Below are 25,387 nucleotides of genomic sequence, written 5' to 3' on the forward strand. Positions count from 1 at the left end.
CAATCTCCCCTTCTTATGAATTGAACCAATTAACCGCTGCCGGTTTTGTGTTGCGATAGACATGTTTGACTTCTGTGTACTCTTCAAGCCCTATTTTTCCAAGTTCCCGTCCGAACCCGGATTGCTTATAGCCGCCCCATGGCGCCTGCGCAAAGTACGGATGGAAATCGTTAATCCAAACCGTTCCCATTCTCAAACGGGCTGCTACACGTTCACACTTTTCAATATCTTTCGACCATACAGCTCCGGCCAATCCGTAAATCGTATCATTCGCCAGTGAGATTACTTCTTCCTCAGAACTGAATGTTTCGACTGTTAATACTGGCCCAAATACTTCTTCCTGAACAATTCTCATGTCAGATTTACAGTTTGAGAAAATGGTAGGTTCATAGAAAAAACCGTTTTGAAATGCTGGATCTTCCGGACGTTTGCCGCCAGTCTCCAGTTTTGCACCTTCTTCCAGTCCGATCTCTACATATTTTTCAACCTTTGCTCTATGCTCCGCGGAGATAAGCGGACCGCTTTCTGTCTCTTCGTGAAAACCGTTTCCGAGTTTAATGCGTTTCGCCCGCTTGACAAGCTCTGCTAAAAATCGGTCATGAATATCTTCTTCTACAAGCAATCGGGACCCGGCGGAGCATACTTGGCCGGCGTGGAAAAATACGGCGTTTAGCGCCTGATCAACCGCGACTTCCAGGTCTGCGTCTTTGAAGACGATATTTGGATTTTTCCCTCCAAGCTCAAGCGCAATTTTTTTAACGTTGCCGCTTGCCGCCCGCATGATTTTTTTGCCTGTTTCAATTCCGCCTGTAAACGAAATCAAGTCAACGTCTTTGTTTACAGCAAGCTCGTCACCCACTGTGGCGCCCGGTCCCAACACAAGGTTTGCGACACCTTTTGGAACCCCGGCTTCCTCCATCAGCTTAAAGACTTTCATTGTCGTCAGCGGTGTGATCTCACTCGGCTTCATGACAATTGTATTGCCTGCCGCTAAAGCCGGGGCGATTTTCCAGCTCGCTTGCAGAAGCGGATAATTCCACGGCGTGATTTGTCCGCATACGCCAATTGGCTCTCTGATGATTTTGCTTTCTGAATCAGGGATTGGAGATGAGATGATCTCTCCTCCATCTTTATCTGCCAGACCAGCATAATACTGAAAAACATTGGCGATATCGTCCATATCGGCTTTGCTTTCCTCAAGTGTTTTTCCTGTATCAAGGGATTCGAGCTCAGCCAGCTCGTCTAGATCGCGTCTGATTAATTCCGCAATTTTCAGAACTATTTTTCCGCGTTCAAGCCCTGAAAGAGAAGGCCACTCTCCTGCATCAAAAGCTCTTCGTGCAGCAGCGATTGCTTTAACGGCATCCTCACGTCCGCCCTCGCTAACTGTTGCAATTTCTTCTTGATTAAATGGATTAATAATACTGCGGACCTGCCCTTTTTCGGCACTGATCCATTCACCGTCAATGTATAATGTTTGACTCATCTAAGTCCTCCTTGACGAAAATAAAGTTTGTTAAATAAAAATTTAATGTTTTTAACAACCTTAATCTAACATATGGTTTTTAAACTGTCAAAGCCCTAATTGTGATTTTCATTTTGACTTTTCTCTAGGTTTCGTTAAGATAAAGAACATAAAGAAATGACTTAACAAATTTAATTTTCTAAAGGAAAAGAGGGTCAGTATGGATGAAAATCCAGAATTTGCAGCTATAGAACAGGCACGGGATCTTGTTATTGACTCCATTGCTGAAACAATGGATCTTTACGGAATTACCCGAAGTGTCGGGATATTATATGGAACGATGTACATGCGGGACGAGATGACGCTTGACGAAATGCGGGAGGAGCTGCAAATGAGCAAGCCCAGCATGAGCACGGGTGTCAAAAAGCTTCAGGATTTAAATGTCGTGAAAAAGACATTTCACCGAGGCATCCGTAAGCACACATTTGTAGCCGAAAAAGATTTCTTTAAATTTTTCACAAATTTCTTTCCGCCAAAATGGGAACGTGAAGTTCAGGTGAATGTATCAGCAATTGAGGAGGCTCAGGCTGATTTACAAGAGATATTGCATAAGGAAGAACTCAATGAGGAAACGAAGAATGAAGCGCAGCGTTTATACGAGCAGCTGGAAAGTTCTAAAGCCTACTACGATTGGCTGAAACGTCTCGCTGAATCGGTGCAGAGCGGAGAGATTTTTAAATTTATACCAATTGAAACAAAATAATCAAAAAACGTCTGGAAAACCGGACGTTTTTTTGTTTTTTCACTATATTTACTACAAATTTGAAAAATACGGGAAAAACACCCCATTTACTTCCATTTTATTTGATGGTAATTTTATGTAGGTAAAATTTGTATTTGGCCTTTAAGAGGAGGTGGAAAGCAGAGGCAGGCCTTTAATCTTTATCACTTATTAGGGGGAATTTTTGTTATGAAACGCAAGTTATTATCTTCTTTGGCCATCAGTGTATTAAGTCTCGGTTTACTCGTTTCTGCACCTTCAGCTTCTTTTGCAGCTGAATCTAAGTCATCTTCTGCTCATACTGAGTCTACGATGAGAGCCCAATCAACAGCTTCATTGTTTGCAACAATTACAGGAGCGAGCAAAACAGAATGGTCTTTCTCTGATATCGAATTGACATACCGTCCAAACACGCTTCTCAGCCTTGGCGTGATGGAATTTACATTGCCAAGCGGATTTACAGCAAATACAAAAGATACGATGAACGGAAATGCATTGCGCGAAACACAGATCCTCAATAACGGTAAAACAGTAAGGGTACCTCTGGCTCTTGATTTATTAGGCGCTGGTGAATTCAAGTTAAAACTGAATAACAAAACGCTTCCTGCCGCTGGTACATATACTTTCCGTGCAGAGAACAAATCACTGAGCATCGGAAATAAATTTTACGCGGAAGCCAGCATCGAAGTGGCTAAGCGCAGCACACCTCCGACTCAGCCATGCGGCTGTAAATAATCACAGAGGGCCGGCTTAACGCCGGTCTTTTTTACGTTTTTTGATTCCTTTCCCTCTCCCTTTTCCCTCTATTTCCAGTTACCTTTTCACTTGTATTAAATTTAAATTGACAAACACTAGAAACAGGAGTAAATTCTTGAGTGTTCAATTTCATAAAGTCTCTTTTACCGCTTAATCAAACACGAACGGGGAAACCAATGATTGGCTGTTTCACAAAACGGCCTTGGGGTGAATCTTACTTAGTAAGAAGGGGTACTCTGAATCCCTAATCCGACAGCTAACCTCGTAGGCGTATACAGAGAGGAGGTCTATTTTGACCATTCTTTGTAATGGTCTTTTTTACTTCAAAACGCTAATTTTATTAAGGGAGTCTTGAACATTGGGAAGAATAAAAAACAAGCAATTTGCAGTCATCGGGCTTGGACGGTTCGGCGGAAGCATTTGCAAAGAGCTGCACAGAATGGGCCATGAGGTCCTTGCCATTGATATTAACGAAGAAAAGGTCAATGCCTTCGCTTCCTACGCAACCCATGCGGTCATTGCCAATGCCACTGAAGAAAACGAATTGCTTTCACTGGGAATTCGTAATTTTGAATATGTCGTCGTGGCTATAGGGGCGAATATTCAAGCGAGCACACTGACCACTTTGCTATTAAAAGAGCTTCACATTCCAAATATTTGGGTGAAAGCTCAAAATTATTATCACCATAAGGTGCTGGAAAAAATCGGCGCCGACCGCATTATTCATCCGGAAAAGGATATGGGCGTCAAAATCGCACAAAGTCTCTCTGATGAAAATGTCTTGAATTATATCGACTTATCTGATGATTACAGTATTGTTGAGCTGCTGGCAACACGAAAGCTGAATTCCAAATCCATTCATGATCTGAATGTTAGAGCGAAGTACGGATGTACCATCCTGGCAATTAAACATAATGGAGATGTTCGCCTTTCTCCTGCACCGGAAGAGGTGATTTACGAACAAGACTGCCTGGTGATGATGGGTCACAAAAAGGATATTAAACGCTTCGAAAACGAAGGGATGTAGACAAAGGTGGGACTTCATAAGGAAACTGTAATCAAGTGGGTTCGTTTTTCTCCCCCGCAAGTGCTTGCGATTGGTTTTTTTCTTACTATTATTATTGGCTCTCTTTTGTTAAAGCTCCCGATTTCTACTGCGAAGCCGTTGTCATGGATAGATGCCCTTTTTACAGCGGCTTCTGCTACAACTGTTACCGGGCTTGCAGTTGTTGACACTGGGACAGAATTTACGGTGTTCGGGCAAACTGTCATCATGGGTCTGATTCAAGTCGGCGGGCTTGGCTTTATGACATTTGCTGTTCTGATCGTCATGATTTTAGGAAAAAAAATCGGATTGAAAGAACGAATGCTGATCCGGGAAGCCTTAAACCAGCCGACAATCGGCGGCGTGATAGGCCTTGTCAAAGTCCTGTTTCTATTTTCAATCAGTATCGAATTGATCGCCGCCCTGATCTTATCCATCCGGCTTGTGCCCCAGTATGGCTGGGCATCCGGATTGTTTGCCAGCGTGTTTCATGCAATATCGGCTTTTAACAATGCCGGTTTTTCTTTATGGCCGGATAATTTAATGAGCTACGTTGGTGATCCTGCAGTCAATCTTGTCATTACTATCTTATTTATCACAGGGGGCATCGGGTTTACGGTGCTATTTGACATCCTGAAAAATCGGCGTTTCAAAGCCTTTTCATTACATACAAAACTGATGCTAGCGGGAACGTTCGTTTTGAATATTGCTGCCACACTGATTATTTTTATTTTAGAGTACAGCAACCCCGGCACGCTTGGTTCCTTGCATTTGCCAGATAAACTGTGGGCTTCGTATTTTCAGGCAGTGACGCCGAGAACCGCGGGCTTCAACTCTGTGGATTTTGGCAGCATGAGAGAAGGCACCATTGTATTTGTCCTGCTGTTGATGTTTATCGGAGCGGGCAGCGCTTCAACGGCGAGCGGTATTAAGCTGACTACTTTTCTTGTGATTTTGATGTCTGTTATCGCTTATTTAAGAGGGCATAAAGAAACTGTTATTTTCCGCCGGACCATAAAATATCCGATCATTATTAAGGCCTTAGCAGTCAGTGTTATCAGTTTGTTCATCGTCTTTATAGGGATTTTCGCCTTGACCATTACAGAAGAAGCGCCGTTTATACAGGTTGTTTTTGAAACTTTTTCAGCTTTCGGAACGGTCGGACTGACAATGGGGCTGACACCCGAACTGACAACAGCGGGGAAATGTATCATTATTGCGATTATGTTCATCGGAAGAATCGGACCGTTGACGTTTGTTTTTTCATTTGCTAAAACAGAAAAATCAAATATTCGTTACCCTGACGGTGAGGTGTTTACTGGGTAATGTAAAAAATCCGGCATATTACATGCCGGATTTTTTATGATTCAATATGAGATTGACTTTGTCTTTTTTCCTGCTCCGCGATGATATCATTATCTTCTGCGTTATCACGCGTCACTTTTTGTGTAAGGATCGCGCCGACCGCTACAAGGATCATCACTGCAATGTAGTAGCCTTTTTCATTGAGTTCGAGATTATCAGCGTTATAGAGTCCGATACAAAACAAAAATACTCCCGCAAAAAAAGTGAAATAAGCTAATACAGTAAAGGCAACCGTGTTTCTCCGTCTATATTTCTGCACCTTTGTTCCCTCCTGAAGCATAGTTATTAAGTGATAACTTCCGTGGAATATTATACCTCAAATTCCCCTGAATGGAACAAAAAAATAAAAATACCAGGAAAAACGGCTCAGATTGCTTCCTTTATTTCAACAGCTGAGTCATCAATCCAGCCGACCAGTTTATTATTGACTTGGAATTGGTACCATACGGACTGGCCTTTCTGTTTTTTAGATACAACCTTTATATCCTTGCCAACGTAAGATTGCGCAGAGGTCAGCTTAATGGATTGATCATCAGTAGAAGGCTTAGACCATACATCTTGAACGGCGCTGTCTTTGATGGAGCCTTTTAAATCCACAGCTTTCAGAGATGGATTCACCTCATCGTATTCATCTAAATCGTACTTTTCCACAATGGCGCTGATTTTGTCAGCATATTCCGGGTCTGTGGCATAGCCTGATGTTTGAAGAGCGCCTGCTGCTTCTTTATAATCCTCAGCTTCAAGCACCGGCTTATACTTCTTTTTATTCCACGATGTGCCTTGGACAAATAATTTGGCGTGATCATCCATTGATTCAAAAAACGTGCTGTATTTGCGGAATTTCGCGCGAATCGTTTTTCTTTTTCCTTTTTCAAATTCATCTGTATCCATGGTGACGTGATGTCCTTTATAATTTCCTTTTACGCCAAACAGGTTGTTGGCTTTAGAGGCAAGCTCGCTGTTTCCCCAGTCAGATTCGAGTATGGCCTGAGCTATCGTTATGCTGGGAAGGACATGATATTTTTCATATAAAATTTGAGCATGTCCGGAAAGGCTGTCAATAAATACTTGCTGTTCATCAATTTCTTCAGGTTCTTTGGATGTTTCAATTGGCTTTGAAAGAGTTGTCGCTAAAACAAACAAGGCTAGCGGAATCGATACAACGAAAAATAGAGAGATGAAGAGTCTACGTTTTTTCAGTTTTTTACGGGCCATGAAAACCTTCCTTCGATTTAAAAGATTACGAGTGTAAAAGAATCTACCTTTAAGAATTTTACTTGTACTTCTAATATTTTTCAATTCTTTAGGGATAAAGTTTGAGAGAGAACACACAAAAAGCCTTTCCCATCAAGGGAAAGGCAGTGATCATGTATCTATTTTTGTAAGACTGTGCTGTTTAAAATGTCTGAGCGCATCACGATATTCTTGATCATGTATGACTTTATGAGATTTTACGGCAGCCTTTGTCAGTCCATGTGCAGAAACAGCCGGTTTTTCCGGAGCGGATTTTCCTTTATCATGAGGCTTATGAGCCAGCTTGTGCCCCATTCCGGTGGCGTTCATACAAAACGATAAACAAACGAGCAGCACGCTCAGGATAAAAGAAATCAAAAACAGATCATGATAGGCAGTCATCATAGCATCCTGCATCGATCCGTTTTGTCTGGCAGCATCCTTTTTCGTGAAATAGCCGATCAGGATAGGCACACCCATATAGACAAACAATCTTAAAAACTGAACAGCTGTCATTCTTTTGACCAGATCAGGAAGCGGGCCGCCCATAGCGGCTCCCATTAGTCCTGCTGCGACCGTCAGGCCGGTTCCTGCTGCCAGCATGATGAACAGCGCCGCAAACACATAGAGAGACGATTGATATTGCATATGAAGCCATTGAAAATTCACAAAAACGAGAATGAGAGAACCTATAATCCCCAGCATCCCTGGTCCGACTTTATCATATAACAGAGCACTCGCAATAGCTGCGATGGCCACTCCAATCAATAGAGTCATGTTTAAAAGAATGAGATGATCTCGGGATATATCATACATTTGACGAAGCAAGCCTTGAAAAGCTGCCAGACTGACAGCTACCGTAATCGTTCCTGCCGCTATGATAAATAAACCGAGCACAGGTTTAGGCAGCAGCATCTGTTTAATAGAGATGAAAGGGTTTTTCACCTTATATTCTACAAATAACAGAATGAGGAGCAAACATAAAGCAACCCCAAAACCAGCCCGTACATAACCTGATGAAAAGCCCCATTTTTGCAGAAAAATGAATGTAAACGCTGAGGCTGCGGCCACGCATACAGATAAAATGATCCCTGCTCTGTCGAGTGATGACTGTTCCTTTTCTGATCCCCCATGATGCTCATCATAGAGAAAGAAATAACTCACTGCGACGCCGATCAAAGACAATGTGCCAAAGGTAAAAAACAGCCATCTCCAGTGGCCGTAGCTCAACGCGATCGTTCCTAAAATCGAACCGATAATAACAGAGCCATAGAACCCGCCGATAAGCACCAGTAGTGCGTAATTCCGCCGGTCAATCGGAAATGACAGGACTAGCATCGGAATCATAATCATCAGCATGACACCTGTAGCCGCTCCCTGTAAAAAGCGTCCTGCCGCCATCCAGGCAATATCGCTTGAAAATGCGAAGAGCAGTGAGCCAAGTATAAAAACGGGTAATGAAGCCAGATAGATCGGACGGGCACCGAATTTTTTCCTTAGCAGCGGTCCTGCCGGAACTAATAAAGCGAAGGCCATATTGCCGATCAATATTGGATTTACTGATGTGAAGTCACTTGTTCCAACCGTCTTCTGAACAAGGCCTTGAACTGACGACAATGCCGTGTTAGACATCAATCCCGGCCCGACCGCTAAAACAGCGAGCAAAGAAATCACCCAATAGTGTTTTGTCTTCATGTTGTCATTCCTTCCTATATGAATACATACGAAACACATCATTTTTTGAAAACAAAAGAAGCTAATAGATTTTGCATGCCATTAGCTTTCATTCGGATTCTCTCCCCATCATGGGAAATGATATTATTTTATGATAATATGTGAAAAAATGAGCATATACTCAAACATTATTCCAAACCGATTGTGTTTTGTCAATGGCGCAAATTTCAAGCACAAATCAAACACCTAAACGGCTTTTGCCCGATATCGTGACTTATGAGTCCCTGCCTGCTCCCTCAAGCGATTTAAAGCAGGCCGTTTTAAAATTAATCCTATCGGTCTTCGCTTGGGTAATGACGGCACCTTTCAATTCACTGTTTTCATCAAAATTCAAACTAATCAACCCGAATAAGTTGGTGATAAGAACAACATGTTGACCGCACATTTTTTTGTGTTCACTAGGCGTTTGCCGCCTCTAAATTGTCTATGGGTAAATATCATGAACTAATCTGCGAAATACCAATGCTAGGCAATTTTAAATGATCCGGGAGGTAAAAACGAATGGAACTGTATAAGTGTATCGAAGAAATTTTTGGCGGCTTGAAAAATCCATCGGTTAAAGATTTGGCAGCTTCTTTAAAACAAATTCCAAACGTGGCAGAATTGAGTCAACCATATATAAAGGAACCAGACCAGTACGCTTACGGCCGAAATGCCATCTATAGAAACAATGAATTAGAAATTATCGTGATTAACATTCCCCCAAACAAGGAGACAGCAGTCCACGATCATGGTCAATCCATTGGTAGTGCAATGGTGTTAGAAGGAAAACTTCTTAATTCTATTTATCGCTCAACCGGCGATCATACAGAACTCTCCAATTCATATTTTGTCCACAAAGGAGAATGTCTTATATCAACCAAAGGTTTAATTCACAAAATGTCCAATCCGACTTCCGAACGAATGGTGTCTCTTCATGTTTACTCACCCCCTTTGGAAGACATGACGGTCTTTGAAGAACAAAGTGGTGTATTGGAAAATTCATGATTTATAGTCTGAACTACTTTACTTGATTAGTTTGTTATATGTCATTTTCCAAACGCAGGAGCCTAATGAAGGAATATCTGACTTTATCATTGGTTTATGAAATGCTCCTGAGGACATATGATTTCGGATCAACAGAAGGGTTCAGCGAATGAATCCTATCTATTAAAAACAAAAAAACCCTTATAGAATAAGGGTTTACAGGTATGGAGCCAAGGGGGCTCGAACCCCTGACCTCTACGCTGCCAGCGTAGCGCTCTCCCAGCTGAGCTATGGCCCCGTATGTAACGTCATGTTTATTATAGATGATTTTTTTTTGAAAAACAAGCTGTTCCTTTCTAATTGACAGAAAAAATAAGGCCCTTTCCGGAGCCTTATTTTTCGATTTACATCATAAACAAAAGTAAAATCACGCCGAGAATGATTCGGTAGATTGCAAACGGAACAAGTTTGATTTTGTTAATCAGTCTTAGGAAGAAACGGACCACAAACAGCGCAACAACAAAGGCACAGATAAAGCCGACGATAAAAAACGGCATTAAATCGGAGCTTAAGCTGTCCCAGTGTTTCACTAGGCTTAAGGTGCTGGCTCCCATCATAATCGGCATTGCCATTATGAATGTGAAATCGGCTGCCGCACGGTGATTCAACCCGAGAATAACGCCGCCGGAAATCGTTGAGCCGGAGCGTGAAAAACCCGGCCAAAGGGCAAGACATTGGAATAAACCGACGCCGATTGCCTGCTTATATGAAATACGGTCTAGAGTGTCTGTCGTTTCTTTCCGTTTATTAATCCAATCGGCTGCAAGCATTAAAACTGCCCCGGCAATTAAGCCAATGGCCACGGTGCGGACTGAAAATAAATTTTCATCAATATAATCCTCAAACAAAAAGCCGAGAACCGCGGCGGGCACAAGCCCTACTGCGATTTGGGCAATGCTTAATTTGTGACCATGCTCTTGGTCACTCGTGATATTTTTTTTCAAGCCAAGCAAATTCAAAATCCTGTCTTTAAACACAATCGCAACCGCTAAAATAGAGCCAAGCTGAATGACAACTTTAAATGAGTTGGCTGCTTCTTCAGACATGAGACTGCCTGATTTAAGCCAGATATCGTCTACTATAATCATATGTCCTGTCGAAGAAACCGGTGCGTACTCTGTTAACCCTTCTACGATTCCTAAAATAGCAGCTACAAACAATTCCCATAGAGTCATGATTTTAATTCTCCCCATTAGACATTTATTTTTCACATAACGGGAGCCTTCCATAAATGGAAAGCCCGTCTTATATAACTATAAATGAAATTTATGCTTTATGACTCTTTGCATTTTCATTTTTTTCTTCATCGTATAGATGCGACTGCATTTTAAACCAGTCAAATAAATGTGTCGTAATGACTTTGGCAACCGCATAGCCCGGAATCGCAAGAATAATTCCGATAACACCAAACAGCTTGCCGGCGGTTAACAGCAGAAAAATAATGGTGATTGGGTGGATATGAAGGTTTTTCCCCATAATTTGCGGGGAGATCAGTTTCCCTTCAATAAGCTGAACAATTGTCCAGACGATCACAAGCTTGAGCAGCATCAGAGGCGATGTCACAATTGCGATAATGATCGCAGGCGTAATGGCGATTGTCGGACCTAAATACGGCACGATGCTTGTACAAGCCGCTATAACGGCAAGTAGCGAAGCGTAATCCAGTCCGATGATCAAATAGCCGATAAACAGCAAAAATCCAATGCAGAAGCTGACAATGATCTGTCCTCTGATATAAGAACTTAGCCGATGATTCATCTCGCTTAAAACTGTGTATGTTTGCTCTTTTAATTGTGTCGGCACAAACTTCAGTATGTAGATCGGCAATTTCTTTCCGTCCTTTAACAGATAGAAAAGAATAAATGGAACTGTCACGATCGAAATGATAATCTCAGTTAAGGCGCCGATAAAATTCCCAACGCCGGTAAAGGTGCTGTTTACAATCGTCGCTGCCTGATCTGACACCTTTGTCGCGAGATCAGATATATTAATGTTCATCGTTTGCTGCGCCTGATTGACAAAGTTACTGCCGATCAGTTCTTTTGTCTGATTCTCAACAACATCCACATATCTCGGGATGTTGTCAATCAAACTCATAATTTGCTCTTTTAAAAAGGGGATAATCGACACGATTGTGATCGTGATCAGCCCGATAATCAACAGATATAACAGCAAAATGGAATAGATTCTTCTGATTCTTCTTCTCTCAAGGAAATCAACGACAGGGTTTAACAGATAAAAAACAATGCCTGTTAAAATAATCGGAAGCGATATCGTTTTGAGCAGAACAATGATCGGGGTGAAAATAAATGATGTTTTTGTAAATACGAGAATATTTAAACCAATCAGCAGCAGAACAAGCAGGAATAAAACAAACTTGTTGTCCAAGAAGAATCGCTTGAATCTGCCGCTCCATGTTTGCAACGTCTCCACTATCGTTCCTCCGTCATACATAGTTTAAGTAAATTGTACACTATCGTACCTATAATGAAAAATAAAAACCGCTAATTGCTGGAAAAACTTCCTTATCTAAAAAATGTGATTTGATCTATCATGTGCTTTTCATCTTTTTAAGCTATAATTTAGCTATATCATACAAAAGGAGCGATATGCGTGATACGATTTGCAATAGTAGGAACCAACTGGATTACAGACCGCTTTCTAGAAGCAGCTTCAGAAGTTGAAGATTTCCAGCTCACAGCCGTTTATTCAAGAACACCTGAACGCGCCGCTGAGTTTGCCGCTCGGCATGGGGCTGCACATACCTTCTCCGACCTTCAGGAAATGGCGGCAAGCGATGGCTTTGATGCTGTATATCTCGCCAGCCCGAATGCTCTTCACAAGGAGCAGGCGATCCTCTTTATGAAACATGGCAAACATGTGCTATGCGAGAAACCGCTTGCTTCAAATACCAGAGAAACAGAAGAGATGATTTCAGCCGCCAGAGCGAATGGTGTTGTCCTCATGGAAGCAATGAAGACCACATTCCTGCCTAATTTTAAAGAGCTGAAAAAACACTTCCACAAAATCGGCACAATCCGCAGATTTACCGCAAGCTACTGTCAGTACTCTTCAAGGTATGATGCGTTTAGAAACGGAACTGTTTTGAACGCGTTTCAGCCTGAGCTGTCTAACGGCTCATTGATGGATATCGGCATCTATTGTATTTACCCTGCCGTTGTACTGTTTGGAGAGCCGAAAGCCGTGAAAGCGAACGGATACACTTTATCTTCCGGCGTTGATGGAGAAGGTACCGTCATTCTCTCATATGACGGGTTTGAGGCCGTACTGATGCATTCTAAAATCTCAACTTCCTACGCGCCTGCTGAAATCCAAGGAGAAGACGGGACAATAGTATTGGATACGATCCATCGTCCTGAACGAGTGGAAATCCGCTATCGTGACGGCCGCCTGGAAAACATTTCGCTCTCTGATCCTAAACCGGCAATGTTTTACGAAGCGGCTGAATTTGTTTCGCTCGTGAAAGAGAAGAAACAGGAATCTGAAGAAAATACATATGAACGCTCCTTGATCACTGCTAACATCATGGAGGAAGCAAGAAAACAGATGGGTATTGTGTACCCTGCTGATCAAGCCTAAAAAATCCGCCCGCGGCATGTTGCACGCGGGCGGATTTTTTTAAACGATCGGTGAGGATGCCTGCCTTTTGAAAAGCACGTTTTGTTCATATTCTTTGATATCATCAAGCCAAGCTTCTTTTACCGGCACTCCCATTTGCTCACAGTAATAATCCCAGATGGCACCGAAAGGATAGGTTTTAAATTCCTCCAACAGCGCCAGCCTTTCTGTAAAGCGCCCCTCATCCTGCAATTGTTTTAAATGGTCATTCGGAAGAAGCAAAGCGTACATTAAAGCTTTCATCATATTTCTCGTTCCGATAGTCCAAGCGGCGACACGGTTAATGCTGGCATCGAAAAAATCCAGACCGATGGCGACTTTCTCTAATGCCTGATTACGGACGATCTCAAGGGCGATTTCTCTCAATTCATCGTCTAACATCACGACATGGTCACTGTCCCAGCGAACGGGCCGGGATACGTGCAAGGCGAGTTTGTCTGTGTAAAGCAGCATCGCCGAGATCTTGTTTGATACCGTTTCTGTCGGGTGGAAATGTCCCGTATCGAGCAAGCATACCTTATGGTTCGTTAAAGCATAGGCTAAATAAAACTCATGAGACCCGACGACATATGATTCTGATCCAAGTCCGAACAGCTTGCTCTCGACCGAATCAACATTGTAATCTTCACTGATTTCCTCGCGGAATATCCGATCCAATGATTCTTTTAATCTTTTGCGCGGCGTCAGCCTGTCACTCGGAATATCCTTATAGCCGTCCGGAATCCAAATATTCGTCAAGCAAGGCGTGCCTAATTCTTTGCCGAAATACGCTCCGATGCGGCGGCACGCGATGCAGTGATGAATCCAAAACTCCCGGATGGATGGATCAGGGTGTGCGAGTGTAAGCCCGTCATCCGCTTTCTCATGTGAAAACAGTGTCGGATTGAAATCTAATCCGATACCAAGACCCTTTGCCCACTTCACCCAATTTTCAAAGTGATGCGGCTTCAGCTGATCACGTTCAACAACTTCTCCGTTTGTTTCTGCGTATATAGCGTGCAGGTTTACCCGATGCTTTCCCGGGATGAGAGACAGAGCTTTCTCCAAATCTCTTCTTAATTCTTCCGGGGTTTGCGCTTTTCCGGGATAATTGCCTGTGACGTCAATGCCGCCGGAAAGCTCGCCCTTATTCACTTCAAACCCTTCAATGTCATCACCCTGCCAGCAGTGGATTGAGATCGGAACTTGCTGCAATTGCCGGAACACAGCTTCAACATCAATTCCCCATTTTTCATATTCTTGTTTTGCGCTGTCATAATTCGCTTTTATCGTCATACGGCTCTCTCCCTTTTATTCGAAATAAAAGACTTCCTTCAGATCGATTGAAACGGGACTGTCATCGGCGTTTGTTTTCATTAATGGCGCCATTGATTTCCACCATCTGCGGCACACCTCTGCGTCTGCCATCTTCTTCCACTTTTCCTCATCCTCTATCTCTAAATAAGCAAATAACCGGCCTGTCTCTTCGTCTAAAAAAATAGAATAGTGATGCACCCCATGGGCTTTAAGCGCTTCCGCCATTTCTGGCCAAATGTCATCATGCCTCTGTTTGTATTCCTTGAATTTATCTTTATGGACGAACATGATACTCGCTTTTCTTTTCAAGCTGATCACCTCTTTTTATTTAGATAGCGCTTTCAAAACAGTTTGATGATAGGACTGAATGATGGCGCTTCTGTCAGTATCTTTAGGGATAAACACTTTAATGGGAAAGGAGTTTCTGACGGTCTTGCGGGCCTGGTTTACGTCCTTTATTTCTTTGGCAGCAATCATTTGCATCAGCAGATTTCCGATGGCTGTCGCCTCAGCAGGTCCGGCGTATACCGTTTTTCCGCTCATATCAGCGGTTAATTGATTTAAGAAGTCGTTTTGGGCGCCTCCTCCGATAATATGAAGCTGTTGAATGTTTTTCCCTGTAATGGTTTCTAGTTCTGAGATGGCTATCGCATAGATGATGGCTAAATTGCTGTAGATACAGCAGGCAAGTTCGCCTGCTGTGTGAGGAATCTGTTGGAAGGTTTCTCTGCAATAATTTTGTATTTCCTTTATCATGTCATGCGGATACAGAAAACGATCATCATTTAAGTTGATAAACTGCTGAAACGGTTTTGTTTTTCCAGCTTCTTCTGTCAGTTGCTGAAAATTGTAATCTTCTCGTAATTGTTTCCGGACTTCTTGTATCATCCACATGCCAATGATGTTTTTCAGGAAACGAATGGTGTTGTTTGCGCCGCGTTCATTTGTATAATTGTTTTTCAATGCGAGTTTATTTATAATCGGCGCTTCGTTCTCAATTCCGATTAGCGACCATGTTCCGCTGCTGATATACGCCCAATCATTGTTTATGCCTGGTGCGGCGAGGACAGCTGAAGCAGTATCATGTGTTGCGACGGTAATCACCCTGCAAGCCGGCAGATCATAGCCTGGAAACCAATCATTTCTTAGCATGCCAAGTTCCTGTCCCGGTTCAGTCAGCGGCGGAAATTGCTGTTCCTTAACAGACACGGCTTCGAGCAATTCGAGATCAAACTTTCCTGTTAAGGCGTTTAAGAGCTGTGTCGTGGACGCATTTGTGATTTCCGCTGCTGCTTTGCCGGTTAAGCAATAGCCTAAATAATCCGGCACCATTAAAATCTGCTCTGTTTTTCTCAGCAGCTCCTGGTCTTCTTCATATAATTGATAGATTGTGTTAAAAGGCTGAAACTGAATGCCTGTTTTTTGATAGATTGTTTCTTTTGATATCGTTTGCGCAAGCTTCTCCATTGTGTTCTCTGTTCTTTTATCCCGGTATGATATGACTTCTCGTAAGCGGCTGCCTTTCTCATCCAGCAAGACATAATCAACGGCCCATGTATCAATGCCGACGGTGCAGCAGTCATAGCCAAGGGCTTTCACCTTTTGCAGCCCTTGCAGGATTTGCTCTAGCAAATGATCAATATCCCAATAGCCATGTCCGTCTCTTTGCATGAAGCCGTTTGCGAATCGGTGAATCTCTTGTACTGCAAGCTTTCCTTCCTGGAGTTCGCCTATTATGACTCTCCCGCTTGATGCCCCTATATCAACAGCAGCATATATCATCCTTTCACCCTTTCTTTAGGAAGGGGGACGGCTGTCACTTTCACATTCTTTTCTTCAAGGGCTTTTACTGATACCGGATCAAGTCTGGAATCGGTAATGATGCAGCTGACATCCTGCAAAGAGGCGATATGTGAAAACTCGCGGTTCCCCCATTTGCTTGAATCGGCCATCAAAATGGTCTGATCAGATCTTTCAATCATCCGTATTTTAAGCAGTGCCTGCCACTCATTTGAGTCGCTCATTCCATGTTCCATATCAAACCCTTGGCAGGACAGAAAGGTTTTATTTACATGATAGGTTTCAAGTGAACGCTCAGCTAACGGTCCCGCAAATGATAATGATTTTGTCAGCAAGATACCGCCGGTTGAAATAACTGATATCTTTTGTTTTTTGCTCAGTTCAATGGCTGCCTTCATTGAGTTTGTAATGACGGTGAGCTCAATATCAGGGAGTATTTTCGCCATGTACCAAGCGGTAGTGCTTGCATCGAGAATGATTCGGTCACCGCTTTTTACATATTTGGCCGCTTCATGAGCAATGGCTTTTTTCTCTATTACATTTGTAATTTCACGTTCAGAAAAATGAATTTCTGACTCCTGCTGCTGAATGCTGACCGCACCTCCGTGGCTGCGGCTCAGCTTATGCTCTTTCTCAAGCTTCTCAAGATCCCGCCGAATCGTTTCTTCTGTGACAGAAAATATGTCACTCAATTCGGATACGCGGATGCTTAAACGCTTATTCACTAGTTCGACTATTTTTTTCTGCCGTTCTGCTACTAACATCGGTAACGTCCTTCCTCATTAATATCCGTCTTGCTTTTCCCATATCATAGCATACTTCTAACGCGTAAAAGCTGCCGGGACGCCGCCGTCTACTGTAATCATACACCCTGTCGTCTTTTCAGCTTTAGAAGAAGCCAAAAACGCGATTGATTCGGCAATATCCTGAGGGTAAATATTAACCAAAAGCGTTGTGCGTTTCCGATAATGTTCCTCTAGCTGATCCGGCTCTATTCCATATGCCGCAGCCCGTTCCTCCCGCCAGCTTGACCCCCAAATCGCTGAGCCTTGGAGAACCGCGTCAGGCAAAACTGAGTTTACACGAATGCCGTATTCTCCTCCTTCTGCTGCAATACATCGAGCCAAATGGGTTTCAAGTGCTTTTACCGAACTGTAGGCTGAAGCGTTTTTTCCCGCATAGACAGCGTTTTTCGATCCCACAAACACCATGCTTCCGCCTATGTTTTGCTGTTTCATTTGCTTAAACGCTTCCCGGGCCACGAGAAAATAGCCGGTTCCCAATACATTGATATTGAGATTCCATTCTTTTAAACTTGTTTCGTCAAAAGGGCTTGATGTTGCCAGCCCGGCATTATTAACGACAATGTCAATGCCGCCGTAGGTAAGCGCTGCTTGTTCAAAGGCAGACTGTACCTCATCTTCATTTGTCACATCCATTTTGACAGCCATTGCGCGTCCTTCTCCGTACGTTTCGTTTATTTCCTCGGCAATTTTTTGTGCGCCTTCTACATTCAGGTCAGCCGCGATCACGTGTCCGCCTTCTGCTGCAAAGTGCCGGCAGGCTGCACTTCCGATTCCGCCGGCGCCACCTGTTATCAATGCTACTTTTCGAGAAAATTCTGCTTCCGGCGGGGCCAGCGTGAGTTTATATAATTCCAGCGGCCAGTATTCAACATGATAGGATTCATTTTCGTTTAATGAAACAAATCGTCCGAGTGAGGCAGAGCCTTTCATTACAGCAATAGCTCTCTGGTATAAAGCACCGCTAACTTTTGACATGGCAAGGCTTTTTCCCGTATTGACCATGCCAATGCCAGGAATCAATATGACACGCGGCGCTGATTCAAAGATTTGATCCCCTTCCTGCTGATTGCGTGCAAAGTAAGCTTGATACTCTGCTTTGAAGCGCTCGATCCCTGACTTCAGAAGATCCTCCAGCTCCTGTGCATCTTGCGTTTCCGGATTCCATTCAATGTACAGCGGGACACGCTTTGTATGAACGAGGTGATCCGGACACGCAGCGCCAATTTGAGAAAGCTCCGGCGCTTGCACGCTGTTTACAAATTCTAATACCTCTTCATGATCGTCATAGGAGAGGATCATTTTCTTTTCATCGCTTACAGCTCCTCGGATAACAGGCATGATACCCGCCAGAATTTGTTTCCGCTTATCTGCTGGCAGTGACTCGTATCGCCTGCCGCCGAATCGCTGTTTTTGGTTGATGCGTTCATGAATGTACTGCTCAGCTTCTTGAATAATGGAGATCGTTTTCTCATAACACTTCTCTGACGTATCTCCCCAAGTGACTAAGCCGTGTTTTTCCATTAAGACAAGCTCGGCATTTGGATTGTTTGCCACGCCGTCTGCGATCATTTTAGACAGAGTAAATCCCGGGCGAACGTATGGCACCCATACAAACCGGCTGCCATAAATATCTTCGGCAATTTGTTTTCCATTATCAGCGCAGCAAATGCTGATAATTGCATCCGGATGGGTATGGTCAACATGATTGTATGGCAAAAATGCGTGTAAGAGTGTTTCAATGGAAGGGCGGGGATGTTTGCTGTCTATCATACAATGAGACAAGTAATCTACCATTTCTTCATCTGACATCTGGTCTCTTTCAATCAGCGGACGGATGTCATCTAATCTCAGGCCGGTAAAGTTATGCGTTTTCATTGTTGCCAAGTCTGAGCCGCTTCCTTTTACCCACATCACTTCTGTTTCGCGGCCTCTGAAATCCTTCTCCGTTGTTTTCATCGACGTATTGCCGCCGCCCCAGTTGCATACAGTGCGGTCTGCTCCGATTAAATTGGACCGATACACCAATTCTTCAACACCCTTTGGCAGCTGGGCGGCATGTTCTGATTCCCATACATGTTTCACCATTTTCATCTTCCTCCGTCCCTTTTATTTGTATCCGCTTTCATTATATATTATGTTTGTTTGTTTTTGAATACCTTTTGTTTATTTTTGTTTTTATCAAGAAACAAAAAAAGAAAGCAGCAAAGATATGCCGCTTTCTTTTTCTATTAAGATTCAATTTTAAATTTTTTCGTAATGTCTTGAAGTTCTTCCGCCATGTTCGCCAATGTTTCAGCTGAAGAACTGATTTCCTCCATAGACGCAAGCTGCTCTTCCGCCGAAGCTGCGATATCTTGAATGCCCGCTGAGCTTTCTTTCGCTACTTCGGAAATTTCCTCAACCGCACTTGATACTTCCTGTGATCCGACTGACAGCTGTTCAACCGTTGCATTCAGATTTTGTAATTCACCGGATATTTGCGATGTCATCTCGTAGATTTGCTTAAAGCTTTCAGCTGTTTGGTCTGTAATTTGCAAGCCTTCTTTAACTTCATGATTCACGGATTGGAACATAGAGAGCGACGTGCTGATTTCTCTGACAATCTCTTGAATTAATCCTTCAATTTCCTTCGCAGAATGTGCTGATTGCACAGCAAGTTTTCTGACCTCTTCCGCTACAACAGAGAAGCCTCTGCCGTATTCTCCGGCTCTGGCTGCCTCAATTGCTGCATTTAAAGCCAACAAGTTCGTTTGATCGGCAATGCCATTGATTACATTTAAGATACTGGTAATGTCCTGAGATTTTGTTTCAAGTCCTTTGACAACCGCTTCCGCTTTTTGTACGGATTCATCGATTGTCTTCATTTGGCCGACTGTGTGCTCTACCAGTTTTTCTCCGCTTCCGGCTGCCTCAGAGGACTGGATCGAAGACTTCGTAATGGTTGATGAAGCCTGAGCCACTTTTGATATGCCATGGTTCATTTGAGAAAGATGATCTGAGCTTGTTTCCAATTTCTCGCTTTGCGCCTCGTTGCCATTTGAAAATTGTTCGATTGCCAGCGTAATGTGTTCAGTCGCCTTGCTCGTTTGGGCTGCACTTGCCGTCAGTTCTTCGGAAGATGATGCCACATTTTCTACAGATGTTTGAATAACACCGATGACAGAACGCAATGATTCAGACATTTCGTTAAAGCTTTCTCCTAGCTGGCCAAACTCATTTTTCGACTGAATATCAATCACTTCCGTTAAATCTCCGCTGCTGATTTTCGCAGATGTTAAAACCAGTTTTCTTAACGGTTTGGTGATGGCGCGTATAATAAAGAGAATGAGTATGCCGCCGATCACAATTGACACACATAGAATGATAACGGCAGTGTTCAGTACCGGACTTGAAGCATCTTGCAATTCACTGACAAAGTACGTACCCGCGATTTTCCACCCTGTCAATTTATTTGTCGTAAATGCCATTTTCTTTTCTTTGCCTTCGAAGGTATATTGAAATGAACCGTCTGCTTTTGAATATACCTCTTTTGTCCAGTCGCCGGATCCAGTTGTTCCAGGCTTAATCGTCGGATGGGCGATATATTTTTTGTTGCCTGTTGTAATAAATGCAAAGCCGTTTTTACCGATTTTTATTCTCTGTGAAGCTGCCAGCACTTCATCCAGATTTAAATCAAGCGCTATGACCCCTGAGCCATCTTTTAATTGTTTGGAAATTGTAATAACGATATCCCCTGTCGCTTCGTCAGTATATGGCTCTGAGAATACAGCCTGTCCTTTTTTCGCAACAGCCTGTTTGTACCAGTCACGTCCTGTCGGATCGAAACCTTTAGGAACGCCGCTTTCCGGATATTTGTAAAGCTTTTTATTTTCTGAAGCCGCATAGATTGCTCCTACATCGGCATTTAGTGTTGTGTACTGCTTAAATTTTTCATTCAGTAAGGTTTTATTTTTGCCTTGTAATATGTCCTTATCAATCGTCTCGCTGTAATAATCAATTGCTTTTACTTTATTTTTCAATTTGTTTTCAAGTGTGCTGTTGAGTTCTTCAACGTTTCCTATTGCACTATTCGTAAGTTCCCTGTCCAGTGCGTTCCAAGCTGATTGATAACTGAAATATGCTAATACCCCAATCGGCAAAATGAGCACTGTCAGAAACGCAGCGATAAGCGGTTTGCTGATTGATGGCTGTTTGATCCAATGTATGAATTTTCCCATTCTCGATAATTCCTCCTTTAAGCTAAAAATAATATCGTCAAGCTAGGATAAAAGCTTTAATAAAAAAACTAAAAAAAACACCCAAGCGCAGAACCTTGGGTGTTTTGACTCATTATTCAATTTTGAATCGTTTTGTCATATCGCGAAGCTCTTCAGCCATGCTTGAAAGTGTTTCTGCTGATGAGCTGATTTCTTCCATAGAAGCAAGCTGCTCTTCGGCTGATGCCGCGATATCTTGAATGTGGGCTGAGCTTTCTTTTGAAATCGATGCAATATGCTCAGACGCTCCCGATACCTCTTCAGAGCTGGCAGAAAGCTGCTGAACCGTCGCACTCATGTTTTGCAGTTCTCCGGCTATCTGGTTTGTCATTTCAGAGATTCGTTTAAAGCTTGTCTCAGTTTGATCTGTGATGTCAAGGCCTGTTTGCACCTCTTGGTTCACAGACTGGAACATGCCGAGAGATGTGTTGATTTCTTTCACGATTTCAATGATGAGTGCTTCAATCTCTTTAGCTGAATCAGCGGACTGTACAGCCAGTTTTCTGACTTCTTCTGCTACGACGGAGAAGCCGCGCCCGTATTCACCTGCGCGCGCCGCTTCAATGGCAGCGTTTAGTGCAAGCAGGTTCGTCTGGTCAGCAATACCGTTAATCACGCGCAGAATGTTTGTGATGTCTTTTGATTTGGTTTCCAATCCGCGAACAACTTGTTCTGCTTCTTTCACGGACTTGTCTATCACGTTCATTTGGCCGACAGTCTGATGAACAAGCTGTCCGCCCGCACTCGCGATTTCTGTCGATTGAACAGATGAATCTGTAATGACTTCAGAAGCTTGAGCCATATTCGTCAATCCGTCATTCATCTGATAAATATGCTCCGCCGCTGTTTCGATGTTTTCATTTTGTTTTTCATTGCCGTTTGAAAATTGTTCTATTGCCAATGTGATATGCTCGGTCGCCTTGCTTGTTTGCGCGGCAGATGCCGTCAATTCCTCGGAGGAAGCGGCAACATTGTCTACCGAATCCTGAATGGCGTGTATGAGAGAGCGAAGTGAAGACGCCATATTGTTAAAGCTTTTGCCCAGTTCGCCCAGTTCATCTTTTGAACGGATATCAATCGTTTCCGTTAAATCTCCCTCACTGATCCGCTTAGATGAACCGACAAGCTGTTTCAGCGGTGTCGTGATTGATCGAATAACCAATGTCATCACGATGATACCGACGAGAATGGCTGCAATCAGGACAATTGATGCAAGGTGAAGCACAGGCTTAGCCGCATCATGAATCTCGTCCAGATACATCGTTCCGCCTATCTTCCATCCCGTTAGCTTGTTCGTATCAAAGGCCATTTTTTTCTTATCGCCGTTCATGCTGTATTGAAAATCGCCTTTATCGGCAGACAGCATCTGTTCAAGCCAGTCGCCTTTCAATTCGGTCCCTGAAGCCTCGTCAGGATGCGCAACGACCTTTTTGTCGTTCGTCATAATAAAAGCATAGCCTTCTGTGCCGATGTTCACTTGTTTCGTCGTTTTCAGCAGGTTATCGATCGTCATGTTGATTGCGATAACGCCTGATCCGTCTTTTGTCTGCTGGGCAATTGTCACAACCATTGTGTTCGTAGATGCTGTTTTGTATGGATCTGTTACGACGGCTTTGCCATTATTGGCAACCGCTTTTTTGTACCAGTCCCGTTCAACGGGATTATAATCGCTTGGCATCGGCAGATCCGGGTAACGGGTAAAGCGCCCGTCTTTGTCACTTGTATAAATAGATTCCACGTCTTTATTGATTTTAATATATTGTGAGAATTTCTCTTCAATGCTGGCATTGCTCTTTGCTTTATATTTCTTTTGTGTCAGCCATTCGCTGAAGTATTCGGCGCTGTTTTCTTTTTCTCCGATGCTGGTGTTAATGATTTCGTTTAGTTGCTGTACATTTTCTAAGGCGCTTCCCATCATCTGTCTGTCGAGCGAGCTGCTGGCAGATCCATAAGCAATCGCCGCTACTATGGCAACCGGTATGATGAGAATCGATAGAAAGGAAACCAGAAGCTTCCGTGTAATTGATCTCTGTTTAATAAGTTGGAGTATTTTTTTCATCAGTTCATTTCTCCTTTTTTATGCTACCCTTCATATCGGCTGAAAATGGGTAAATATATACATTAAAAAAGAAGAAATTCAAGAAAAATAACTAAATCCCTATTAAAAATTAGTGATTTAGACCTATTAATCATCCAATTTAAATCGTTTTGTCAAATCCCGCAGCTCTTCGGACATTTTTTCAAGCGTCTGTGCTGATGTGCTGATTTCTTCCATGGAGGCAAGCTGCTCCTCGGCTGAAGCTGCGATATCTTGAATGCCGTCTGAACTTTCTTTAGAAATAGCGGCGATATCTATAGAAGCAGCGGAAATTTCCTGAGACCCTGCCGACAGCTGTTCAACCGTCGCATTCATGTTTTGCAATTCTGCGGCAATTTGATTCGTCATTTTTGATATATGTTTAAAGCTTTGTTTTGTTTCGTCTGTCATGACCAGACCTGTTTCCACTTCTTTATTTACGGATTGAAGAACGTTTAATGATGTATGGATCTCTTTTACGATTTCGCTGATCAGCGATTCAATTTCCTTAGCTGAATCTGCCGACTGTACCGCAAGTTTTCTCACTTCTTCAGCGACTACAGAAAAGCCTCGTCCGTACTCGCCTGCTCTTGCCGCTTCAATGGCGGCATTTAATGCTAAAAGATTGGTTTGATCTGCGATGCCGTTGATAACACGTAAAATATTTGTGATATCCTTTGATTTGATTTCCAGGCCTTTGACCACTTGCTCCGCTTCTTTCACAGAATGATCAATCGTATTCATTTGGCCGGCTGTTCTCTGAACAAGTGTTTCCCCTGTGCTTGACACTTCGGTGGAGTCTGCAGAGGTTTCTGTAATGACTGCCGCCGCCCGGGCCAGCTCAGCAAGTCCGTCGTTCATTTCGTTAATTTGTTCTGTTGTCGTCTCGATTCGGTCGCTCTGGTTTTCGCTTCCGTTTGAAAATTGTTCGATCGCCATTGTAATGTGTTCAGTGGCCTTGCTTGTCTGATCTGCGGAAGCTGTCAGCTCTTCTGACGATGAGGCGACATGTTCTACAGATTCTTTGATGCCGTATATCAGCGAGCGGAGAGAGTGCGCCATATTGTTGAAGCTTTGGCTCAAAACCCCGAGTTCGTCTTTTGATTTGATTTCTATCGTTTCTGTTAAATCGCCTTTGCTGATTTTTTCTGCTGATGCAACGATGCGTTTCAAAGGCCTTGTAATCGACCGGATGACAAAATAAATCGCCGTTATTCCGGCTGCAATGGCAATGGCCAGAACAACTGATGCCATAACTAGAACCCTGCTTGCGGCATCATGGATCTCGTCGGCATACATCGTGCCGCTGATTTTCCAGCCTGTTGTTTCGCTTGTGGCGAACGCCATTTTCTTCTTCTTTCCTTTGTGCGTATATTCAAAGTCGCCGCTTTTGTCTTTGTAAAGTTTGTCTATCCACTCCCCTTCTAACTGCGTACCCGCTTTTTCACCGGAGTAGGCGATGACTTCTTTATTTTGGCTGAGGATAAAGGCATAGCCTTCTTTGCCAATACTGATTTCTTTTGCTGTTGCCACAAGGTCATCGATTTTCATATCCATGGCGACAACGCCTGATCCATCCTTTGTCTGGCGTGCAATGGTGACAACCATTTTTCCTGATGAAATGGATTCGTAAGGTTCGGTCACAATTATCTTTCCTTTATTAGCCATGGCTTCTGTGTACCAGTCACGTTCTAAAGCATTAAAGTCACTCGGCATGTCTGCGTGCGGATAGCGTGTGAATGTCCCGTCTTTGCTGCTTGAAAACACCGCAGCGACATTGTCATTCATTTGAATAAATTGTTTAAATTCTTGTTTGAGCTCCGTTTTTTTCTTGTCTTTCAACTTGTCTGCTGTCGCCCAATCGCTGAAAAACGCGAGGCTTTTTTCAGTCGTTTTGATTTTGCCATCAATAATGTTATCTAATATTTGAACGTTCTCCTTTGCGCTTTGCGTCATCTGTATGTCAAGAGATGCAACGGCTGATTGATAAGCGCTTACCGATAGTGCCGTAATCGGGACAATTAAGATCAGCAGGAAAGAAATAATGAGTCTCCTGGCAATTGATGATCTGCGAATGGTGGTGAGTGTTTTTTTCATTCCTCTTGAAC

Annotated in this window: 20 protein-coding genes, 1 tRNA gene and 1 riboswitch; of the genes, 6 read left to right on the forward strand and 15 right to left on the reverse strand. The window is 43.2% G+C overall.

The window, feature by feature from the left end; all coding sequences use genetic code 11:
• Positions 1-13 precede the first annotated feature (13 nt).
• Positions 14-1,486: a betaine-aldehyde dehydrogenase gene (betB, locus tag NSS75_RS16730; protein ID WP_339233994.1), complete on the reverse strand. Its 1,473-nt coding sequence runs from the start codon at positions 1,484-1,486 to the stop codon at positions 14-16.
• Between the two features lie 199 nt (positions 1,487-1,685).
• Here betB and NSS75_RS16735 point away from each other — a divergent pair, with 199 nt between their 5' ends.
• The 4 genes from NSS75_RS16735 (at position 1,686) to NSS75_RS16750 (ending at position 5,373) form a co-directional block, all read left to right on the forward strand.
• Entirely contained in the window at positions 1,686-2,228 is a 543-nt protein-coding gene (locus tag NSS75_RS16735; RefSeq protein WP_106019451.1) for a GbsR/MarR family transcriptional regulator, read from the forward strand.
• A gap of 207 nt (positions 2,229-2,435) precedes the next feature.
• Complete coding sequence (gene bslA, locus NSS75_RS16740) at positions 2,436-2,981, forward strand: biofilm surface layer hydrophobin BslA (RefSeq protein ID WP_103672559.1); 546 nt, start codon at positions 2,436-2,438, stop codon at positions 2,979-2,981.
• A gap of 158 nt (positions 2,982-3,139) precedes the next feature.
• Positions 3,140-3,289, forward strand: a riboswitch (cyclic di-AMP (ydaO/yuaA leader).
• A gap of 71 nt (positions 3,290-3,360) precedes the next feature.
• Positions 3,361-4,029 (forward strand): TrkA family potassium uptake protein, encoded by a 669-nt coding sequence (locus NSS75_RS16745; protein WP_024122619.1) that lies wholly within the window; start codon positions 3,361-3,363, stop codon positions 4,027-4,029.
• Positions 4,030-4,035: 6 nt separating this feature from the next.
• Positions 4,036-5,373 (forward strand): TrkH family potassium uptake protein, encoded by a 1,338-nt coding sequence (locus NSS75_RS16750; RefSeq protein WP_185848688.1) that lies wholly within the window; start codon positions 4,036-4,038, stop codon positions 5,371-5,373.
• 34 nt (positions 5,374-5,407) lie between these two features.
• Here NSS75_RS16750 and NSS75_RS16755 read toward each other — a convergent pair whose 3' ends face one another.
• The 3 genes from NSS75_RS16755 to NSS75_RS16765 all read right to left on the reverse strand — a co-directional run bounded on the left by NSS75_RS16755 (position 5,408) and on the right by NSS75_RS16765 (position 8,340).
• Positions 5,408-5,671, reverse strand: a complete 264-nt coding sequence (locus NSS75_RS16755; RefSeq protein ID WP_024122620.1) for a YiaA/YiaB family inner membrane protein — start codon at positions 5,669-5,671, stop codon at positions 5,408-5,410.
• Positions 5,672-5,778: 107 nt separating this feature from the next.
• Positions 5,779-6,627: a glucosaminidase domain-containing protein gene (locus NSS75_RS16760; protein WP_095713949.1), complete on the reverse strand. Its 849-nt coding sequence runs from the start codon at positions 6,625-6,627 to the stop codon at positions 5,779-5,781.
• A gap of 150 nt (positions 6,628-6,777) precedes the next feature.
• Entirely contained in the window at positions 6,778-8,340 is a 1,563-nt protein-coding gene (locus tag NSS75_RS16765; RefSeq protein ID WP_095713950.1) for an MFS transporter, read from the reverse strand.
• A 540-nt stretch (positions 8,341-8,880) separates the two neighbouring features.
• On the opposite strand from NSS75_RS16765, the gene NSS75_RS16770 reads away from it, so the two are divergent.
• Positions 8,881-9,366, forward strand: a complete 486-nt coding sequence (locus NSS75_RS16770) for a cysteine dioxygenase family protein (RefSeq protein ID WP_095713951.1) — start codon at positions 8,881-8,883, stop codon at positions 9,364-9,366.
• A gap of 204 nt (positions 9,367-9,570) precedes the next feature.
• Here the strand turns inward: NSS75_RS16770 and NSS75_RS16775 are convergent.
• The 3 genes from NSS75_RS16775 to NSS75_RS16785 form a co-directional block, all read right to left on the reverse strand.
• A tRNA-Ala gene (locus tag NSS75_RS16775) sits at positions 9,571-9,643 on the reverse strand.
• Positions 9,644-9,749: 106 nt separating this feature from the next.
• The gene (locus NSS75_RS16780) at positions 9,750-10,580 is read right to left on the reverse strand and encodes an undecaprenyl-diphosphate phosphatase (protein ID WP_339234005.1); all 831 of its coding nucleotides are present in this window, start codon (positions 10,578-10,580) and stop codon (positions 9,750-9,752) included.
• A gap of 91 nt (positions 10,581-10,671) precedes the next feature.
• Positions 10,672-11,838 (reverse strand): AI-2E family transporter, encoded by a 1,167-nt coding sequence (locus NSS75_RS16785; protein ID WP_024122625.1) that lies wholly within the window; start codon positions 11,836-11,838, stop codon positions 10,672-10,674.
• Positions 11,839-12,018: 180 nt separating this feature from the next.
• On the opposite strand from NSS75_RS16785, the gene NSS75_RS16790 reads away from it, so the two are divergent.
• Positions 12,019-13,005 (forward strand): Gfo/Idh/MocA family oxidoreductase, encoded by a 987-nt coding sequence (locus NSS75_RS16790; protein WP_024122626.1) that lies wholly within the window; start codon positions 12,019-12,021, stop codon positions 13,003-13,005.
• Between the two features lie 39 nt (positions 13,006-13,044).
• Here NSS75_RS16790 and rhaA read toward each other — a convergent pair whose 3' ends face one another.
• The 8 genes from rhaA to NSS75_RS16830 all read right to left on the reverse strand — a co-directional run bounded on the left by rhaA (position 13,045) and on the right by NSS75_RS16830 (position 25,376).
• Positions 13,045-14,319, reverse strand: coding sequence for an L-rhamnose isomerase (gene rhaA / locus NSS75_RS16795; protein ID WP_024122627.1), 1,275 nt, complete (start codon positions 14,317-14,319; stop codon positions 13,045-13,047).
• A 15-nt stretch (positions 14,320-14,334) separates the two neighbouring features.
• On the reverse strand, positions 14,335-14,649 hold the full coding sequence (gene rhaM / locus NSS75_RS16800) for an L-rhamnose mutarotase (protein WP_101860047.1): 315 nt from the start codon (positions 14,647-14,649) through the stop codon (positions 14,335-14,337).
• Positions 14,650-14,664: 15 nt separating this feature from the next.
• The gene (rhaB, locus tag NSS75_RS16805; protein WP_103672555.1) at positions 14,665-16,122 is read right to left on the reverse strand and encodes a rhamnulokinase; all 1,458 of its coding nucleotides are present in this window, start codon (positions 16,120-16,122) and stop codon (positions 14,665-14,667) included.
• Positions 16,119-16,904 carry a DeoR/GlpR family DNA-binding transcription regulator gene (locus NSS75_RS16810; RefSeq protein WP_024122630.1) on the reverse strand — a complete coding sequence of 262 codons (786 nt, stop codon included), beginning with the start codon at positions 16,902-16,904 and terminating at the stop codon, positions 16,119-16,121. The genes rhaB and NSS75_RS16810 overlap by 4 nt, the downstream gene beginning before the upstream one ends.
• A 57-nt stretch (positions 16,905-16,961) precedes the next feature.
• On the reverse strand, positions 16,962-19,031 hold the full coding sequence (locus NSS75_RS16815; protein WP_106019458.1) for a bifunctional aldolase/short-chain dehydrogenase: 2,070 nt from the start codon (positions 19,029-19,031) through the stop codon (positions 16,962-16,964).
• Between the two features lie 143 nt (positions 19,032-19,174).
• Entirely contained in the window at positions 19,175-21,163 is a 1,989-nt protein-coding gene (gene tlpB, locus NSS75_RS16820) for a methyl-accepting chemotaxis protein TlpB (protein WP_216393814.1), read from the reverse strand.
• 112 nt (positions 21,164-21,275) lie between these two features.
• Positions 21,276-23,261, reverse strand: coding sequence for a methyl-accepting chemotaxis protein (locus NSS75_RS16825; RefSeq protein ID WP_024122633.1), 1,986 nt, complete (start codon positions 23,259-23,261; stop codon positions 21,276-21,278).
• A gap of 126 nt (positions 23,262-23,387) precedes the next feature.
• Positions 23,388-25,376 (reverse strand): methyl-accepting chemotaxis protein, encoded by a 1,989-nt coding sequence (locus NSS75_RS16830; RefSeq protein WP_268497565.1) that lies wholly within the window; start codon positions 25,374-25,376, stop codon positions 23,388-23,390.
• Positions 25,377-25,387: the final 11 nt, after the last annotated feature.

The sequence above is a fragment of the Bacillus sp. FSL K6-1012 genome, assembly GCF_037964915.1.
In the GTDB taxonomy this organism is placed as follows: domain Bacteria; phylum Bacillota; class Bacilli; order Bacillales; family Bacillaceae; genus Bacillus; species Bacillus halotolerans.

Coding starts and splice junctions, on each gene's coding strand:
- betB (WP_339233994.1), bottom strand. CDS start 1,486: ATGAGTCAAACATTATACATTGACGGTGAATGGATCAGTGCCGAAAAA.
- NSS75_RS16735 (WP_106019451.1), top strand. CDS start 1,686: ATGGATGAAAATCCAGAATTTGCAGCTATAGAACAGGCACGGGATCTT.
- bslA (WP_103672559.1), top strand. CDS start 2,436: ATGAAACGCAAGTTATTATCTTCTTTGGCCATCAGTGTATTAAGTCTC.
- NSS75_RS16760 (WP_095713949.1), bottom strand. CDS start 6,627: ATGGCCCGTAAAAAACTGAAAAAACGTAGACTCTTCATCTCTCTATTT.
- NSS75_RS16765 (WP_095713950.1), bottom strand. CDS start 8,340: ATGAAGACAAAACACTATTGGGTGATTTCTTTGCTCGCTGTTTTAGCG.
- NSS75_RS16770 (WP_095713951.1), top strand. CDS start 8,881: ATGGAACTGTATAAGTGTATCGAAGAAATTTTTGGCGGCTTGAAAAAT.
- NSS75_RS16780 (WP_339234005.1), bottom strand. CDS start 10,580: ATGACTCTATGGGAATTGTTTGTAGCTGCTATTTTAGGAATCGTAGAA.
- rhaA (WP_024122627.1), bottom strand. CDS start 14,319: ATGACGATAAAAGCGAATTATGACAGCGCAAAACAAGAATATGAAAAA.
- rhaB (WP_103672555.1), bottom strand. CDS start 16,122: ATGATATATGCTGCTGTTGATATAGGGGCATCAAGCGGGAGAGTCATA.
- NSS75_RS16810 (WP_024122630.1), bottom strand. CDS start 16,904: ATGTTAGTAGCAGAACGGCAGAAAAAAATAGTCGAACTAGTGAATAAG.
- NSS75_RS16815 (WP_106019458.1), bottom strand. CDS start 19,031: ATGGTGAAACATGTATGGGAATCAGAACATGCCGCCCAGCTGCCAAAG.
- tlpB (WP_216393814.1), bottom strand. CDS start 21,163: ATGGGAAAATTCATACATTGGATCAAACAGCCATCAATCAGCAAACCG.
- NSS75_RS16825 (WP_024122633.1), bottom strand. CDS start 23,261: ATGAAAAAAATACTCCAACTTATTAAACAGAGATCAATTACACGGAAG.
- NSS75_RS16830 (WP_268497565.1), bottom strand. CDS start 25,376: ATGAAAAAAACACTCACCACCATTCGCAGATCATCAATTGCCAGGAGA.